Annotated in this window: 12 protein-coding genes and 3 pseudogenes; 11 read left to right on the top strand and 4 right to left on the bottom strand. The window is 67.2% G+C overall.

What is annotated here, in order from left to right; genetic code table 11:
• A pseudogene (locus A9975_RS38585) lies at positions 1-133 on the bottom strand (BspC domain-containing protein); the annotation flags it as partial.
• Between A9975_RS38585 and A9975_RS23745 the strand changes: the two are divergent.
• Positions 94-753 (top strand): annotated as a pseudogene (locus A9975_RS23745) (BspC domain-containing protein); the annotation flags it as partial. The pseudogenes A9975_RS38585 and A9975_RS23745 overlap by 40 nt on opposite strands.
• An 84-nt stretch (positions 754-837) precedes the next feature.
• On the opposite strand, the gene A9975_RS23740 reads toward A9975_RS23745, so the two are convergent.
• The gene (locus A9975_RS23740; protein ID WP_183034958.1) at positions 838-1,980 is read right to left on the bottom strand and encodes a carboxypeptidase family protein; all 1,143 of its coding nucleotides are present in this window, start codon (positions 1,978-1,980) and stop codon (positions 838-840) included.
• Between the two features lie 91 nt (positions 1,981-2,071).
• On the bottom strand, positions 2,072-2,857 hold the full coding sequence (yaaA, locus tag A9975_RS23735; protein ID WP_183034957.1) for a peroxide stress protein YaaA: 786 nt from the start codon (positions 2,855-2,857) through the stop codon (positions 2,072-2,074).
• 39 nt (positions 2,858-2,896) lie between these two features.
• Here yaaA and A9975_RS23730 point away from each other — a divergent pair, with 39 nt between their 5' ends.
• Complete coding sequence (locus tag A9975_RS23730; protein ID WP_220810876.1) at positions 2,897-3,451, top strand: putative toxin-antitoxin system toxin component, PIN family; 555 nt, start codon at positions 2,897-2,899, stop codon at positions 3,449-3,451.
• Between the two features lie 54 nt (positions 3,452-3,505).
• Complete coding sequence (locus tag A9975_RS23725) at positions 3,506-4,693, top strand: pyridoxal phosphate-dependent aminotransferase (protein ID WP_183034956.1); 1,188 nt, start codon at positions 3,506-3,508, stop codon at positions 4,691-4,693.
• Between the two features lie 79 nt (positions 4,694-4,772).
• Here A9975_RS23725 and A9975_RS23720 read toward each other — a convergent pair whose 3' ends face one another.
• Positions 4,773-5,414: a glutathione S-transferase gene (locus A9975_RS23720; RefSeq protein ID WP_183034955.1), complete on the bottom strand. Its 642-nt coding sequence runs from the start codon at positions 5,412-5,414 to the stop codon at positions 4,773-4,775.
• Positions 5,415-5,654: 240 nt separating this feature from the next.
• Between A9975_RS23720 and A9975_RS23715 the strand changes: the two genes are divergently transcribed.
• From A9975_RS23715 to A9975_RS23680, 8 genes and pseudogenes are all read left to right on the top strand, one after another.
• Positions 5,655-7,178, top strand: a complete 1,524-nt coding sequence (locus tag A9975_RS23715) for a 3-hydroxyacyl-CoA dehydrogenase (RefSeq protein ID WP_183034954.1) — start codon at positions 5,655-5,657, stop codon at positions 7,176-7,178.
• A gap of 91 nt (positions 7,179-7,269) precedes the next feature.
• The gene (locus A9975_RS23710; RefSeq protein ID WP_183034953.1) at positions 7,270-8,049 is read left to right on the top strand and encodes an oxepin-CoA hydrolase, alternative type; all 780 of its coding nucleotides are present in this window, start codon (positions 7,270-7,272) and stop codon (positions 8,047-8,049) included.
• Positions 8,050-8,154: 105 nt separating this feature from the next.
• Positions 8,155-8,889 (top strand): histidine phosphatase family protein, encoded by a 735-nt coding sequence (locus A9975_RS23705; protein WP_183034952.1) that lies wholly within the window; start codon positions 8,155-8,157, stop codon positions 8,887-8,889.
• Between the two features lie 114 nt (positions 8,890-9,003).
• On the top strand, positions 9,004-10,080 hold the full coding sequence (locus A9975_RS23700) for a phosphotransferase (RefSeq protein ID WP_183034951.1): 1,077 nt from the start codon (positions 9,004-9,006) through the stop codon (positions 10,078-10,080).
• Between the two features lie 258 nt (positions 10,081-10,338).
• Complete coding sequence (locus A9975_RS23695) at positions 10,339-11,346, top strand: tripartite tricarboxylate transporter substrate binding protein (RefSeq protein ID WP_183034950.1); 1,008 nt, start codon at positions 10,339-10,341, stop codon at positions 11,344-11,346.
• Between the two features lie 138 nt (positions 11,347-11,484).
• Positions 11,485-13,302, top strand: a complete 1,818-nt coding sequence (locus tag A9975_RS23690; RefSeq protein ID WP_220810875.1) for a VWA domain-containing protein — start codon at positions 11,485-11,487, stop codon at positions 13,300-13,302.
• A 98-nt stretch (positions 13,303-13,400) separates the two neighbouring features.
• Positions 13,401-14,021, top strand: coding sequence for an RNA polymerase sigma factor (locus A9975_RS23685; protein ID WP_183034949.1), 621 nt, complete (start codon positions 13,401-13,403; stop codon positions 14,019-14,021).
• A pseudogene (locus A9975_RS23680) lies at positions 14,018-14,681 on the top strand (hypothetical protein); the annotation flags it as partial. The gene A9975_RS23685 and the pseudogene A9975_RS23680, both read left to right, overlap by 4 nt.

The raw sequence follows: 14,681 nt of genomic DNA, 5'->3' as shown, positions 1-14,681 counted from the left end.
CGTCGGCATAGCCGCAGCGCACCTTGACCGGTTCCCACTGGGCTTCGGCGCGGCGCTTGTGGGCGGTCGCGGAAAATGTCACCACCGAGCTGACCGGCACCGCTTGCTTGCCTTGCGAGAAGCGGCCGTCCCATGACCGTCACCCTGCCCGCGCAAGGCCGCGTGAGCCTGGCCGAGTACCGTGCGCAGATGCGCGAGCAACTGATGCAGACCGAGAACGCCAGCGCGGATGTGGCCGATTGCGCCGCGCACGCCAGCTGGGTCGTGCCCCGCTCGGCCACCTACGACGCCTTGAAGATCCCCACCGGCGCGCTCGGCGCCGGCCAGGCCACCGTCGAGCCATGGGACGGCCGCTTCTCGCAAGGCAAGCAAGCGGTGCCGGTCAGCTCGGTGGTGACATTTTCCGCGACCGCCCACAAGCGCCGCGCCGAAGCCCAGTGGGAACCGGTCAAGGTGCGCTGCGGCTATGCCGACGGCATGATGCTGGCCTATGAATTGCTCGATGGCAGCGGCACCGTCATCAGCGAGCCGGCGGCAGCGCCCGCGGTGCGCAGCAGCGGCGGCAGCAATACGCGCCAGGCCTCCAGCAGCAAGGGCCACAAGGGCAGCAAGGCAAGCAAGTCCGGCTCCGGCAAGGCCACCAAGTCAACCTCCTCGTCCAAGTCGAGCAGCAGCAAATCGACGGCCAAGAGCAGCAGCGCCAAGACCAGCAAGGCCACCACCAGCAAGTCGACCACCAAGAAGCCGCACTGAGGCCTTCCCAGGCGCTTCGGCCCCGCATGGGGCCGCCCCCCCACCTGGCCCGTCCAGACGGCGGCCAGGTGCCTGGTCACATCCTCAGCCCAGTTGCGCCAGCACCGCCTGCAGCATCGCAGCGCCCAGCAGGGCGCTGCGCGCGCCATTCCAGCCCACCGCCGGATCGGGCTGGTCGGCATTGTCCTTGAACGGCATCTCCAGCGTCAGTGACAGGCAGCCAAAAGTGTGGCCGATGTACTTCGAGGCCAGTTTGAGCGCGTCCTGGTTGTACTTGCTGGCAGCGTAGCCGTGCACGTCCTGGAAGTCCGGCGTGGCGCGCTTGAACGCGTCGATGAAACGCAGTTGCTCGGCCTTCTGCACCTCGGTAAAGCCGGGCAGCATCTCGCTGCCCGCGACGAAGTTATAGGGCAGGCCCTCGTCGCCATGGATGTCGAAGAACATGTCGCAGCCGGTGGCCTCGATGGCACGGCGCACGTGATACACCTCCGGGCTGGTCTGCTCGCTGGGGGCCATCCATTCGCGGTTGAGGTTGGCGCCAGCCGCATTGGTGCGCAGGTTGCCACGCGCCGAGCCGTCGGGGTTCATGTTCGGCACGATATGGAACACGGCGCGCTCCACCAGGCGGCGCGCCACCGGGTCGCCGGCCCACATGCCAGTGCCCGTCAGGCGCTGCAGCACGCCCTCGCAGAACCATTCCGCCATGGATTCGCCGGGATGCTGGCGCGCGATCATCCAGATGGCCTTCTTGCCGTCGCCAGGCGTGCCGACCGTGACCGCGGTCATGTCGCGGCCGTCCACCGTGCTGCCCAGGTGTGAGAGCCGCGCCAGCGGCGAACGCTGGCAGGTGGCCAGCAGGGACAGGTGGCGTTCCTCGGAGTATGGCTCGAAGTAGGCCAGCCACACGCTGTCGTGCTCGGGCGTGAAGGCCACTGTCATGGTGCTGCCGTCGAAGCTGGTCGGCACGCGGAACCAGTGCGCGCGGTCATAGGAGGCCACGGCCTGGTAACCGCGCCAGCCGTCGGGGTAGGTGCAGTCGCCGGCATTGAGGAACTGCAGGCGGCATGCCTGGCCGGCCGCGCCCTGCAGCCGGAAATGGAACCACTGGCGGAACTCTGCATGCGAGTCGGCCCGGATGCGCAGGCGGATGTCGCTCGCCTGCGCAAGCGATTCGACTTCAATGGCGCCCGAATCGAAGCTGGCGGAAATATGCAGGGCTGAACTCATGATGTGGCGTCTCGGAGGGTTCGGGCCGGGATGCCTGTGGGCCATCCCTGGCGCTGGGTTCGGGGGCGATAGGGCGTATCTGGAGCCTGCGTCAGTCTTCGAGGCGGCGGCGGAAGACCCAGCGGGCGTCGTCGGATGCCGAGGCATCGAAGGCGTAGCCATGCTCGGCGAAACGCTTGAGCTTGGCCGGCTCGGTGATGCGATGCGTCACCGCGTAGCGGGCCATGAAGCCGCGCGCCCGCTTGGCGTGGAAGGAAATGATCTTGTAGCGGCCGCCCTTCCAGTCCTCGAACACCGGCGTGACGATCCTGGCGCCAAGTACCTTGGGGCGCACCACCTTGAAGTACTCCTCAGAGGCCAGGTTGACCAGGGCCGGGCTGCCTTCTGCCTTCTGTGCCTTGAAGTCATCGTTGAGCAACTGCGTGACGTCATCGCCCCAGAACGCATAAAGATCCTTGCCCGCCACGTTGTCCAGGCGCGTGCCCATCTCCAGCCGGTAGGGCTGCATCCAGTCGAGCGGGCGCAGCACGCCGTACAGGCCGGACAGGATGCGCACATGCTTCTGCGCGAAGCCAAGGTCATCGTCCGAGAGGCTGGACGCGTCGAACCCCTCGTACACATCGCCGTTGAAGGCGAGCACGGCCTGCTTGCTGTTGGCCGCGGTAAATTCCGGCGACCAGTCGCCGTAGCGGGTGGCGTTGAGCACCGCGAGCTTGTCGGAGATGTCCATCAGCGCCCCGATATCCTGCGGCGCGAGCTTGCGCAGACGCTCGATCAACACCGCCGAACGGTCGATAAAACGCGGCAGCGTATGGGTCTTCAGACGCGGGGGCGTCTCGTAGTCGAGCGACTTGGCAGGGGACAAGACGATGAGCATGGCAAAATCGCGGCAAACACAAAGGCCAGATTGTAACGAATGCACCCCGACTCTACCGCAGTACCCCTCAATTCCCCGCCGTCCCCACAGGCCACCCCCGTCCCCGGCCCGCTGGCACCGCGGGTCGTGCTCGACTCCAACATCTGGGTCGACCTGCTGGTCTTTGCGGACCCGCACGTCGAGCCGATCCGGGCCGCGCTGGACACCGGCGCCATTGCCGCGGTGATCCGCGCCGATTGCCGCGAGGAGTTGCGCCGAGTGCTGGCTTATCCGCAATTTGCCCATTTTGGTATCGATATTCCCGCCGCCATGGCCACGGTCGACCGGCTGACCACCCTCATCGCCATCCCGGAAGAAGCCGACATCGCGGCGGCCCGCCTGCCGCGCTGCCGCGATACCGACGACCAGAAATTCATCGAGCTGGCGCACTTTGCCCAGGCCGCCTGCCTGGTCTCCAAGGACAAGGCCGTGCTCAAGCTCAAAGGCCGCCTGCGCCGCCAGAGCGGCGTGGATATCCTGCTGCCCCAGGCCTTCGCCAGCTGGCTGACGGCGCGCGAGGAGGCCGCGGCACAGGCGCCGGCCGATCCCCGCTAGAATGCCAGCATCGTTTTCCGCCCATCCCGACCGCCCAGCCTGACGCAGCCTTCCATGTCCACGAAACTTTCCGCCCAGCCCGGCACCCTTGCTCCCCTCACGCCGCCGGCTTCGCGCCTGCCCAAGGTCGGCACCACCATCTTTACCGTGATGTCAGCGCTGGCCGCCGAGCGCAATGCCGTCAACCTCGGCCAGGGCTTCCCGGATTTCGACTGCGACCCGAAGATCGTCGATGCCGTCGCGCACGCCATGCGCTCGGGCCTGAACCAGTACCCACCGATGGCGGGCGTGCCCAAGCTGCGCCAGGCCATCGCCGGCAAGATCGGCAAGCTGTACGGCCATGCCTACGACTGGGACAGCGAGATCACCGTCACCGCGGGCGCCACCCAGGGCATCCTGACCACCATCCTGTGCGCCGTGCATCCGGGCGATGAAGTGATCGTGCTGGAACCCTGCTACGACAGCTACATTCCCGCGATCGAAATGGCCGGTGGCAAGGTCGTGTCGGTGGCCCTTGACGCGCCGCACTTCCACATCCCCTTTGACCGCCTCGCCGCCGCGATCACGCCGCGCACGCGGATGCTGCTGATCAACACGCCGCACAACCCCACCGGCACCATCTGGCGCGCCGGCGACATGGATCGCCTGGCCGGACTGCTGGCGGGCACCGACATCCTGCTGCTGTCAGACGAGGTGTACGAGCACATGGTGTTCGACGGCCAGCAGCACCAGTCGGTATCGCGTCACCCCGAGCTGGCACGCCGCAGCTTCGTGGTATCGAGCTTCGGCAAGACCTACCACGTGACTGGCTGGAAAGTGGGCTATGTGGCCGCGCCGGCCGCGCTCTCGGCCGAGTTCCGCAAGGTGCACCAGTTCAATGTGTTCACGGTGAACACCCCGGTGCAGCATGGCCTGGCCGACTACATGGCGGACCCGGCGCCCTATCTGGACCTGGCGGACTTCTACCAGGCCAAGCGCGACTTCTTCCGCGCCGGGCTGGCCGGCACGCGCTTCAAGCTGCTGCCGTCGGACGGCACCTACTTCCAGTGCGTGGACTACTCCGCCATCTCGGACATGAGCGAGGCGGACTTCTCGATGTGGCTCACGCGCGAGATCGGCGTGGCGGCGATTCCGGTTTCGGCGTTTTACTCGCAGCCGCGGGAGTCTGGGGTGGTGCGGTTCTGTTTTGCCAAGAAGGAAGAGACGCTGGCGCTGGCTCTGGCGCGGTTGAAGACACTGTAGGCACCGCTTTGGCCAGCGAAAAAAGCGCCCGCGGCATACCGCGGGCGCTTTTCTTTTTTGCCTTGAGCAAACCCTTCGCTTATTTCCGGCCGCTCAGCATCAGCTCGGTATTCGCCTTGCGATCCTCATTCACCTTTTGCACCGTCGGGCGCTCCGACATGCGCTTGAGGTACTCCTTGACCGGCAGGTCGGCCAGCATGTCCGTACCGTAGATGATCTTGGTGCAAGACGAGATCAGCGGAAAGTGCACCACCGCGGCGCAGTCCGCCAGCGTAAAGGTGTCGCCCGCCAGGTAGGGCGAGAACTTCGCCAGCTTGGCGAAGGCGGGGATATAGCGCTCCAGCAGCTTTTTCTGGCGTTCCTTGACGCTGTCGCTGACCTTGCCGCCGAAAAACGCTTCAGCGTAAAGCTCGCGCGCGGTCAGCTCCAGGTACAGCTCCAGGAAGGTCACCAGTTCGCGCACCTTGGCCGCCTCGTAGGGGCTGGCGGGCAGCAGCGGCGCTTGCGGATAGGTCGCCTCGATGTAGGCGTCCAGTACTTCGGACTCGCATAGCGGGCCGTGATCGGTGATCATGTAGGGCACCTTGCCCAGCGGCGAGGCTTCGAGATCGGTCTTGCCGATCCAGGCCAGCTCCTCCTCGAACGGCAGGTTCTTTTCCAGCAAGGCCAGCTTGACCTTGTTGTAGTAGTTGCTGGCGGCAAAACCACAGAGTTTCAGCATGTCGTCTCTCTCCTCGTTATGGCGTGACTGGCGTGATTGGCAACCCACCGGGTGGATCGCGATGAAATCAGGGGCTAAGGTAACCTGCCCACACACAGGCAAGCAGGCATTGTGTGCCATGACAGACTCTGGCGGTCCGCGTTGGCCGATCAGCGCACGCCGCCTGCATCGCCCCACTGTCGCGGATGATGCAAAAAACGTACGATCGTGCTAATTTAACCACACTTTTCTGGACGCACTATGAGCACTTTCACCATTGACTCGCTGGGCATCGTCGGCACCGGCGCCATGGGCCGGGGCATTGCCCAGATCGCCGCGCAGGCCGGGCTGACCGTCAGCCTGTACGACACCAACCCGCAAGCCGTGGCCGCCGCCCGGCAATACCTGCAGGATACGTTCGCCAAGCTGGCCGAAAAGGGCAAGATGAGCGCCGAGGATGGCGCCGCCGCGCTGGCCCGCGTGCTGCCCTGCAATGCGCTGGAAGACCTGGCGGGCTGCGACATGGTGCTCGAGGCCATCGTCGAGAAGCTCGAAGTCAAGCGTGACCTGGTGGCCAAGCTCGAAGCCATCCTGCGTGCGGATGCCGTGATTGCCTCCAATACGTCGTCGCTGTCGATTACCGCGATCGCGGTGGGCGCCAAGCAACCTGGCCGCATCGCCGGCTATCACTTCTTCAACCCGGTGCCGCTGATGAAGGTGGTCGAGGTGATCGACGGCCTGTCCGGCGACCCCGCCGTGGGTGACGCGCTGATGGCCCTGTCGCGCCGCCTGGGCCATACCCCGGTGCGCTGCAAGGACATGCCCGGCTTCATCGTCAACCATGCCGGGCGCGGCATGAACATCGAAGGCCTGAAGGTCGCGCAGGAAGGCGTGGCCGACTTCGCCGACATCGACGCCATCATGCGCGAGCAGGCGGGCTTTCGCATGGGCCCGTTCGAGCTGATGGACCTGACCGGGCTGGACGTGTCGCACCCGGTGATGGAATCCATCTACAACCAGTTCTACCAGGAACCGCGCTACCGCCCGTCGCCCATCACGGCGATCCGCTCGGTGGGCGGCCTGATCGGCCGCAAGGCCGGCGCCGGTTTCTACCGCTATGCCGACGGCCAGAAGCAGCTGCCCGCCACCGCCGCCGTGCCCACCGCGCGCCCGGCCAGCGTCTGGGTCAGCCTTGCCGACGAACGCGGCCACGGCATGGCCGTCAAGCTGCTGCTCTCGCTGGGCATCACGCCCGAAGCCGGCAACCGGCCGTCGGACGACGCCCTGATCGTGGTCACGCCGCTGGGGCTGGACGCCACCACCTGCGCCCTGCATGAGGGACTGGACCCCACCCGCGTGGTGGCCATCGACACGCTGCTGCCCCTCGAAGCCACCAAGCGCCGCACGCTGATGACCACGCCGGCCACGTCAGCCGCCATGCGCGAGGCCGCGCACGGCGTGTTCGGCAGCGACGGCGTGCCCGTGACCGTGATCCGCGACTCGGCCGGCTTCGTGGCCCAGCGCATCATCAGCTGCATCGTGAACATCGCCAGCGACATCGCGCAACAGCGCATTGCCACGCCGGTGGACATCGACCTCGCCGTCAACCTCGGCCTGGGCTACCCCAAGGGCCCGCTGGCGCTGGGCGACGTGATCGGGCCGCACCTGGTGCTGACCGTGCTGCGCAACCTGGAACGCCTGACCGGCGACATGCGCTACCGCCCCAGCCCGTGGCTGTGGCGCCGCGCCGGCCTCGGGCTGTCGCTGCTGGCCGAAGAGCAGTAAGAACCGCGACCGCAGGCTGGTTTTGGCCTGCGGTCGTTTCGTATCCGACACCGCATTGCATCGTTGCATTCGCTCATCCGCACAGGCCGCCATGACCGCACAGCTGCTATCCGAACGCGTCGACACCACCCTGGTGCTGACCATCTCGAACCCCGAGGCACGCAACGCGCTGCATCCGGACATCTACGCGGCCTCGCAGGAAGCGCTTGAGCTGGCCTCGCGCGACGACGAAATCCGCGCGGTGGTGATCACCGGCGCCGACGGCGTGTTCTGCGCCGGCGGCAACCTCAACCGCCTGCTCGGCAACCGCGCCAAGCCGCGCGAGGTGCAGGCCGAGAGCATCGAAGTCCTGAACCACTGGATCGAAACGCTGCACGCCTTCCCCAAGCCGATCATCGCCGCCGTGGAAGGCCCTGCCGCGGGCGCCGGCTTCTCGCTGGTGCTCGCCTGCGATTTCGTGGTGGCCGCCAGCGATGCCAAGTTCGTGATGGCCTACGTCAACGTTGGCCTCACGCCTGACGGCGGCGGCTCGTACGAGCTGGCCCGCGCCCTGCCCCGGCAGCTCGCCTCCGAACTGATCATGGAAGGCAAGCCCGTGGATGCCGCGCGCCTGGCCCATTTCGGGCTGGTCAACCGCGTGGTGCCGCCCGGCCAGGCGCTGACCGAAGCGCTGCGCCTGGGCGAATCGCTGGCCACGCGCTCGCCGCACGCCATGGGCCGCATCAAGGGCCTGATCAACCACGCCGCCACCGCCAGCCTGACCGAGCACCTGGCGCAAGAGCGCGACAACTTCGTGGCCGCGCTGCATCACAAGGATGGCGGCGAAGGCATCGGCGCCTTCCTGGAAAAGCGCAAGCCGAACTACCGCTGAGCCGCCCTGCCCGCCGGGTTCGCCAACGCGCGCACCCGGCCTCGCAATGCCACGCCAACGATGCCCGCGCAGACGGGCACGGCAGCACAAGCACCGGAGACTTGCATGGAATTGCCGCCCTCGCCCCGCCGCCGCGTCTACCTGATGCGCCATGGTGCGGTGACCTACTTCGACGAGACCGGGCGCCCTGCGCTGCCCGAGCTTGTGCCGCTCAACGAGACCGGGCGCGAACAGGCCAGCGCGGCTGGCCGTGCGTTTGCCGCCGAGAACATCCGCTTCGACCGCATCATCGTCAGCGGGCTGCCGCGCACGGTGGAAACCGCCGAGCGCGTGCTGGCGGAGTTGCCCGGCATGGCCGATGCCGCGATGGAAACCTGGCCCGAGCTGCAGGAAATCCGCGGTGGCAAGCTGCAAGGCATCAGCGACGACAAGCTGCGCGATGCCTTTATCGGCGCCTTTGAAGGCGAAGTGCCCGAAGACAAGCGCTTCCTCGATGGCGAAAGCGTGGGCGAATTCCTCGACCGCGTGCTGCCCGCGCTGCGCCGCCTGCGCGACGACCCGAACTGGGACACCGCCCTGCTGGTCCTGCATGGCGGCACCAACCGCGCCATCCTCTCCCACGCCATCACCTGCGGGCGCCGCGTGTTCTACGGCAGCCTGATGCAAACCGCCGGCTGCATCAATGTGCTCGACGTGGGCGACGAGCCGCTGGACTGGGTGATGCGCATGATGAATTACTCGCCGCCCACGCCCGTGCACAGCGGTTCGCGCCACACCACCATGGAAGTGTTGCTGCATCAGTACCTGCGCTTTCGCGACCTGCGCGGGCCGGCCAGCTAGCCACGCCGCGCAGAGATAGAGATAGAGATAAAACGGACAAGACGGACAAGACAGACAAGCCAGACGCAATCGAATCTCGGAAAACCCGGAACATACCGAAAACACGGAGACAGCATGAGCACCAACGTTTCGAATTTCGAAGGCACCCGCGAGGTAGCCGAGCAGCAGCGCTTTGACCTGGCCGCGCTGGAAGCCTGGATGCGCGAGCATGTTGCCGGCTTTGCCGGCCCGCTCTCCATCGAGCAGTTCAAGGGCGGCCAGTCCAACCCCACCTTCAAGCTGATCACACCTAGCCAGACCTACGTGATGCGCGCCAAGCCGGGCCCCAAGTCCAAGCTGCTGCCTTCGGCCCACGCCATCGAGCGCGAGTACCGCGTGATGGCCGCGCTGGCCGGCACCGATGTGCCGGTGGCCAGGATGTATGCGCTGTGCGAAGACGAAGCCGTGATCGGCCGCGCCTTCTACATCATGGAATTCGTCGCCGGCCGCGTGCTGTGGGACCAGTCGCTGCCCGACATGACACCGGCCGAGCGCGCCGCCATCTACGACGAAATGAACCGCGTCATCTCCGCGCTGCACACCGTCGACTACAAGGCCATCGGCCTGGGCGACTACGGCAAGCCGGGCAACTACTTCTCGCGCCAGATCGAGCGCTGGACCAAGCAATACAAGCTGTCCGAGACCGAGAGCATCCCGGCCATGGACTCGCTGATGGCCTGGCTGCCCGAGCATATCCCGCAGGAAGACGCCGATCTTACGTCCATCGTGCATGGCGACTACCGGCTGGATAACCTCATGTTCCACCCCACCGAGCCGCGCGTGCTGGCCGTCCTCGACTGGGAACTGTCCACACTGGGGCACCCGATGGCCGACTTCGGCTATCACTGCATGAGCTGGCACATTGCCCCGGGACAGTTCCGCGGCATCGCTGGCCTGGACCATGCCGGGCTCGGCATCCCTGACGAGGCCGCGTACCGCCGCACCTACGAGCAACGCACTGGCAGGCCGATCACCGGCGACTGGAATTTCTACCTCGCGTTCAGCATGTTCCGGATTGCCGGCATCCTGCAGGGGATCATGAAGCGCGTGGTGGACGGGACGGCTTCCTCCGCGCAGGCCGCGGATGCAGGAAAGCGTGCCCGGCCGATGGCGGAAATGGGCTGGGAGTACGCAAAGAAGGCCAAGCAATAACAATCTGCGGCTTCGCCGGGATCATCAGGAAACCTCTTCCCCAGCGCGGGGAAGAGGTTTTTTTACGACGCAAGTTATCGTATCAGAGGATGTGTAGCCCTTGTTTCGGCAACAACCTCACCGCGACTCTCACCAGGTTCGCCATCCGTCACGCCTGAAATCCCGCGAAAAAAATGCCCTGGACCTGCCCCCGAACTTCCGGCTATGATCCTACACATATGACAACATACAACTAAGACAAAGCCGGAGACAACGCCAATGCCAACCAGCCGCCGCACCTTCCTGACCCAACTCTCGACCTTGGGCGCAACTGCCACGCTGGGCAGCCTCGGCGCAGCCGGCACGCTGCTGTCGTCCTCGGCGAAAGCCGCCGACTGGCCTACCCGCCCGATCCGGCTGGTTGTCCCCTATCCTGCCGGCGGTTCCTCCGACATCATTGCCCGCCTGATCAGCCGCCAGCTCGGCGAAGCCCTCGGCCAACCCATCGTGGTGGATAACCGCCCGGGCGCCAACGGCAATATCGGCGCCGCCATGGTCGCGCAGGCCGGTACCGACAATCACACGTTGCTGCTGTGCGACGTTGGCGCGCTGGCCATCAGCCCGTCCGTCTACACCAAACTCACGTTCGATCCGGCCAAGGACCTGAAGGGCGTTTCCATGCTGGCGTATTCGCCGCATTTGCTGGTGGTCCACCCCTCGGTGCAGGTCAGCAACCTCAAGGAACTGGTGGACCTGTCCAAGCGCACCCAGCTCAACTTCGCCGTGACCGCCATCGGCAGCGCGCCGCACCTGGCGGGCGTGGCGGTGGCGCAGGCTACCGGCGCGAAGTGGCAATACGTGCCATACAAAGGCGGCGCGCAGGCGGTGGCCGATACCGTGGGCGGCACCGCCCAGGTGCTGATGAACGGCATGCTGGCGACGCTGCCCCAGGTGCAGGCCGGCAAGCTGAAGGTGATCGCGGTGTCCAAGAAGACCCGCATGCCGCTGGTGGGGCAAGTGCCGACCATCGCCGAGCAAGGGGTGCCGGGCTTCGAGTCCGGCACCTGGCAAGGCGTGATGGCGCCGGCGGGCATGCCCGACGCGCTGGTGGCACGCATCAGCAGCGAACTGATCCGCATCATCCGCTTGCCGGAAGTGCGCGCGCAGCTCGCCGGCCAAGGTGCGGAAGTGGTGACCATGACGCCGCCGGAGACAAACAAGTTCTTCGTCGCCGAGCGTGCGCGCTGGGCAACCGTGGTGAAGCAGGCCGACATCCGGCTCGACTGACCCGCGTGCCGGGCCTGCCGGGCCTTGGCGAGTTCTGATTTTTTTGATCGCGCTTAACCCCTTGCGCCAGGCTGCCTCGTTTCACTGACAGCGCCCTGCCGCCGGCATCGCCGGCGCGGCCCTTCAGGAGAAAAGAACATGCTTAAGCGCTTGGGAGCCTTGGCCATTGCCTTTGCGGTGGCCGCTTGCGGTGGTCCTTCCACCACTGCCCCTACCCCGCCGGATCTGCCCGCGCGCGCCGACAACGCGCCACCGGCCACGCAGCCGGTGGCAACTCCCCCGGTTGCGCCGGTTGCCCCGGCCGCTCCCGTGCAGTCCGTGGCCACCGTGCCCATGGCCGAAGCCCGCGACACCGCGTCTGCCGCCAAGGAGGCGGTCGCCGGCGCCGTGGCCAATGCATACGCGCCCGCCATGCGCGCCGTGCCTGCGGCGCCCATGACCCTGATGGCACGCCCCATGCCCTACCCGCAGCCACAGCCACAGCCCGGGCCAGACCGCGAGCGCTATGGCGCCATCGACGAGAACGGCGTGCAGCAGGTAGCGCAAGCGCCTGTCTCCACCTTCAGCATCGACGTCGACACCGGCAGCTACAGCAATGTGCGCCGCCTGCTCAATGCCGGCCGCCTGCCGCCAGCCGACGCGGTGCGCGTGGAGGAAATGGTCAACTACTTCCCGTACGACTACGCGCAGCCGCGCGACGGCCGCCCCTTTGCCGTGCACGCTGACGCCGCGCCCGCGCCATGGCAAGCGCGCAACGTGCTGCTGCGCATCGGCATCAAGGCAGCCGACGCGGCACGCGACAGCCTGCCACCGGCCAACCTGGTCTTCCTGGTCGACGTGTCGGGGTCGATGTATTCGCCCGACAAGTTGCCGCTGCTGAAGTCCTCGCTCAAGCTGCTGACCAACGCGTTGCGCGCGCAGGACCGCATCACGCTGGTGACCTACGCCAGCGGCACGCGCGTAGTGCTGCCGCCGACGTCGGGCAGCGACAAGGCAACCATCTCGTCGGCCATCGATTCGCTGGTAGCGGGCGGCTCGACCGCCGGCGCGAGCGGCATCGCGCTGGCCTACCAGGCTGCGCAGCAGAGCTTTATCGCGGGCGGCATCAACCGCGTGCTGCTAGCCACCGATGGCGACTTCAACGTGGGTATTACCGACTTCCGCCAGCTCAAGGCCCTGGTCGCGGAGAAGCGCAAGTCCGGCGTGTCGCTGTCCACGCTGGGCTTTGGCACTGGCAACTACAACGACCAGCTGATGGAGCAGCTGGCCGACGCGGGCGATGGCGCCTACTCGTACATCGACAACCTGATGGAAGGCCAGAAGGTGCTGGCCGAAGAGTTCAGCTCCACGCTGGCGACGGTGGCACGCGACGTCAAGATCCAGGTCGAGTTCAACCCCGCCACGGTCAAGGAATACCGCCTGATCGGCTATGAAAACCGCGCGCTCAAGCGCGAGGATTTCAACAACGACCAGGTCGACGCCGGCGACATCGGTACCGGCCACACCGTGACAGCCCTCTATGAGCTGACGCTGGCGGGCCAGCCCGGCCTGATCGACCCGCTGCGCTACCAGCCGGCGAGCCCCGCCGCCCAGCCGGGCAAGGGCACCGCTGGCGAGCTGGCCCACATCAAGCTGCGCTACAAGCTGCCGCAGGCGCAAGCCAGCGAGCTGATCGACCTGGCCGTGCAGGACAGCGCGGTGCGGCCGCTGGCGCAGGCCGACGACGCCATGCGCTTCGCCGCGGCGGTCGCCGGCTTCGGCCAGGTACTGCGTGGCGGCAACCATGTCAACGGCTGGACCTACGCCGAGGCGCGCACCCTGGCGCTCGGCGCGCGCGGCACCGACCGCTTTGGCTACCGCGGCGAATTCATCAAGCTGGTCGACCTGGCGCAGGCCTTGTCGACGCGCGCACCGCTGGCACAAGGCGGCGAGCCTGCCAGGGAGCCGCCACGCTGAGGCCGCCTCGCCCACCATCCGCCGGGTTGCCCGCGCGCAGGCACCCGGCACCGACAGCCCCTCGCAGCGGCGCGCGGGGCTGTCATATACTCCCGCGCATGCATGCCTCCTCACCTGGCGCCCCGCCCTCCCCATCCTCTGCCGGACTGTCCGCGCTGCCGGATACCGACCTGATGCTGCTGGTCGCCAACGGCCTGATCGAGCAGCCGGTGGCCGAGCTGTTTCGCCGCCACAACGCGGCGCTGTACAACTACGTGGCCTGGCTTTGCCAGGGCAACACCGGCGAGGCCGAGGACGTGACCCAGAAGACCTGGGTCAAGCTGATGACCCGCTGCGCGGACTACCAGCCCAGCGCGGCCCTGCGCACCTTCCTGTTCCAGATCGCGCGCAATACCTGGCTGGACCAGTTGCGCGGCGCCTACGAGCGCCAGCGCGACACGCTCGACGAGACGCACCTCGCCATGCCTGCCGACGACCTCAGCCCCGAGGCCGAGGCGCAGTTGCGCCAGAACCTGCAGGGCGTGCGGCAAGCGCTGCTGGCACTGCCGGCAGCGCAGCGCGAGGTGATCGTGCTGCGCTTCTTCAGCGAGATGAGCGTGGAGGACATCGCCCTGACGCTGGGCGAGAAGTTCGAGACCATCAAGAGCCGGCTGCGCTACGCCTTTGCGCGGCTGCGCGAGAACCTGGTGGCCAGGGCGTCGCAGGAGCGGCTGCCATGAGCGCGGACGAACGCTTCATCGCCGGCGAGGACCGGCTAGCGGCATTGCTGCGCGAGGTGCCCGCCTATGTACCACCCGCCTCGCTGGCGGCCTCGGTGATGGCTGCGGCGCGTGCGGAGCAGGCCGCGTGCAACGCGCCAGCGCCGCTGCCGCCAGCTTCGCTGCCGGCCAAGGTCCGGGCCTACGCCGAACAAGCCGAGGCGCCCGCCGACGATGACGAACTGGATTTCACGCCGCCGGCGGGATTGCAGGCAGCGGTCATGGCAGAGGCCGCGCGGATGCAGGCGGCGCAGGCCACGCGCCGCCATGCCGTGCTGGAGGAAGTCCGGCGCGGCGACGCGCCGCAAAGCGTGCTCGGAGCGCCTGTCAGCGAGGCTGCGCAGGCATGGCTGCGTGAACAGGCGCTGCCCGCACAAGCGGCCACCGGCGCAGAGCCAACCAGCGAGCCGCCCCGTGCCCGCCCCGCACGGCGCTGGTGGCCCGCGCTGGGCGCGCTCTCCGCCGGTGGCCGCTTGTGCGGGCAGCGCCTGTTCACGCAGCCATGCCTGCGCAGCCTCGCTGACAGGCGCTCCGAGCACGCTTTGCGGCGCGTCGCCGCGCCGGACTTCCTCCAGCACGGCATGGCGGCGCGTGGCCTGCGCCGCCTGCATCCGCGCGGCC

Source organism: Cupriavidus sp. UME77 (assembly GCF_014170355.1).
GTDB classification, from domain to species: Bacteria; Pseudomonadota; Gammaproteobacteria; order Burkholderiales; family Burkholderiaceae; genus Cupriavidus; species Cupriavidus basilensis.
The sequence above is the reverse complement of the archived record's forward strand: the minus strand, read 5'-3'. Positions and strand labels throughout refer to the sequence as shown.

Coding starts and splice junctions, on each gene's coding strand:
- A9975_RS23740 (WP_183034958.1), bottom strand. CDS start 1,980: ATGAGTTCAGCCCTGCATATTTCCGCCAGCTTCGATTCGGGCGCCATT.
- yaaA (WP_183034957.1), bottom strand. CDS start 2,857: ATGCTCATCGTCTTGTCCCCTGCCAAGTCGCTCGACTACGAGACGCCC.
- A9975_RS23730 (WP_220810876.1), top strand. CDS start 2,897: ATGCACCCCGACTCTACCGCAGTACCCCTCAATTCCCCGCCGTCCCCA.
- A9975_RS23725 (WP_183034956.1), top strand. CDS start 3,506: ATGTCCACGAAACTTTCCGCCCAGCCCGGCACCCTTGCTCCCCTCACG.
- A9975_RS23720 (WP_183034955.1), bottom strand. CDS start 5,414: ATGCTGAAACTCTGTGGTTTTGCCGCCAGCAACTACTACAACAAGGTC.
- A9975_RS23715 (WP_183034954.1), top strand. CDS start 5,655: ATGAGCACTTTCACCATTGACTCGCTGGGCATCGTCGGCACCGGCGCC.
- A9975_RS23710 (WP_183034953.1), top strand. CDS start 7,270: ATGACCGCACAGCTGCTATCCGAACGCGTCGACACCACCCTGGTGCTG.
- A9975_RS23705 (WP_183034952.1), top strand. CDS start 8,155: ATGGAATTGCCGCCCTCGCCCCGCCGCCGCGTCTACCTGATGCGCCAT.
- A9975_RS23700 (WP_183034951.1), top strand. CDS start 9,004: ATGAGCACCAACGTTTCGAATTTCGAAGGCACCCGCGAGGTAGCCGAG.
- A9975_RS23695 (WP_183034950.1), top strand. CDS start 10,339: ATGCCAACCAGCCGCCGCACCTTCCTGACCCAACTCTCGACCTTGGGC.
- A9975_RS23690 (WP_220810875.1), top strand. CDS start 11,485: ATGCTTAAGCGCTTGGGAGCCTTGGCCATTGCCTTTGCGGTGGCCGCT.
- A9975_RS23685 (WP_183034949.1), top strand. CDS start 13,401: ATGCATGCCTCCTCACCTGGCGCCCCGCCCTCCCCATCCTCTGCCGGA.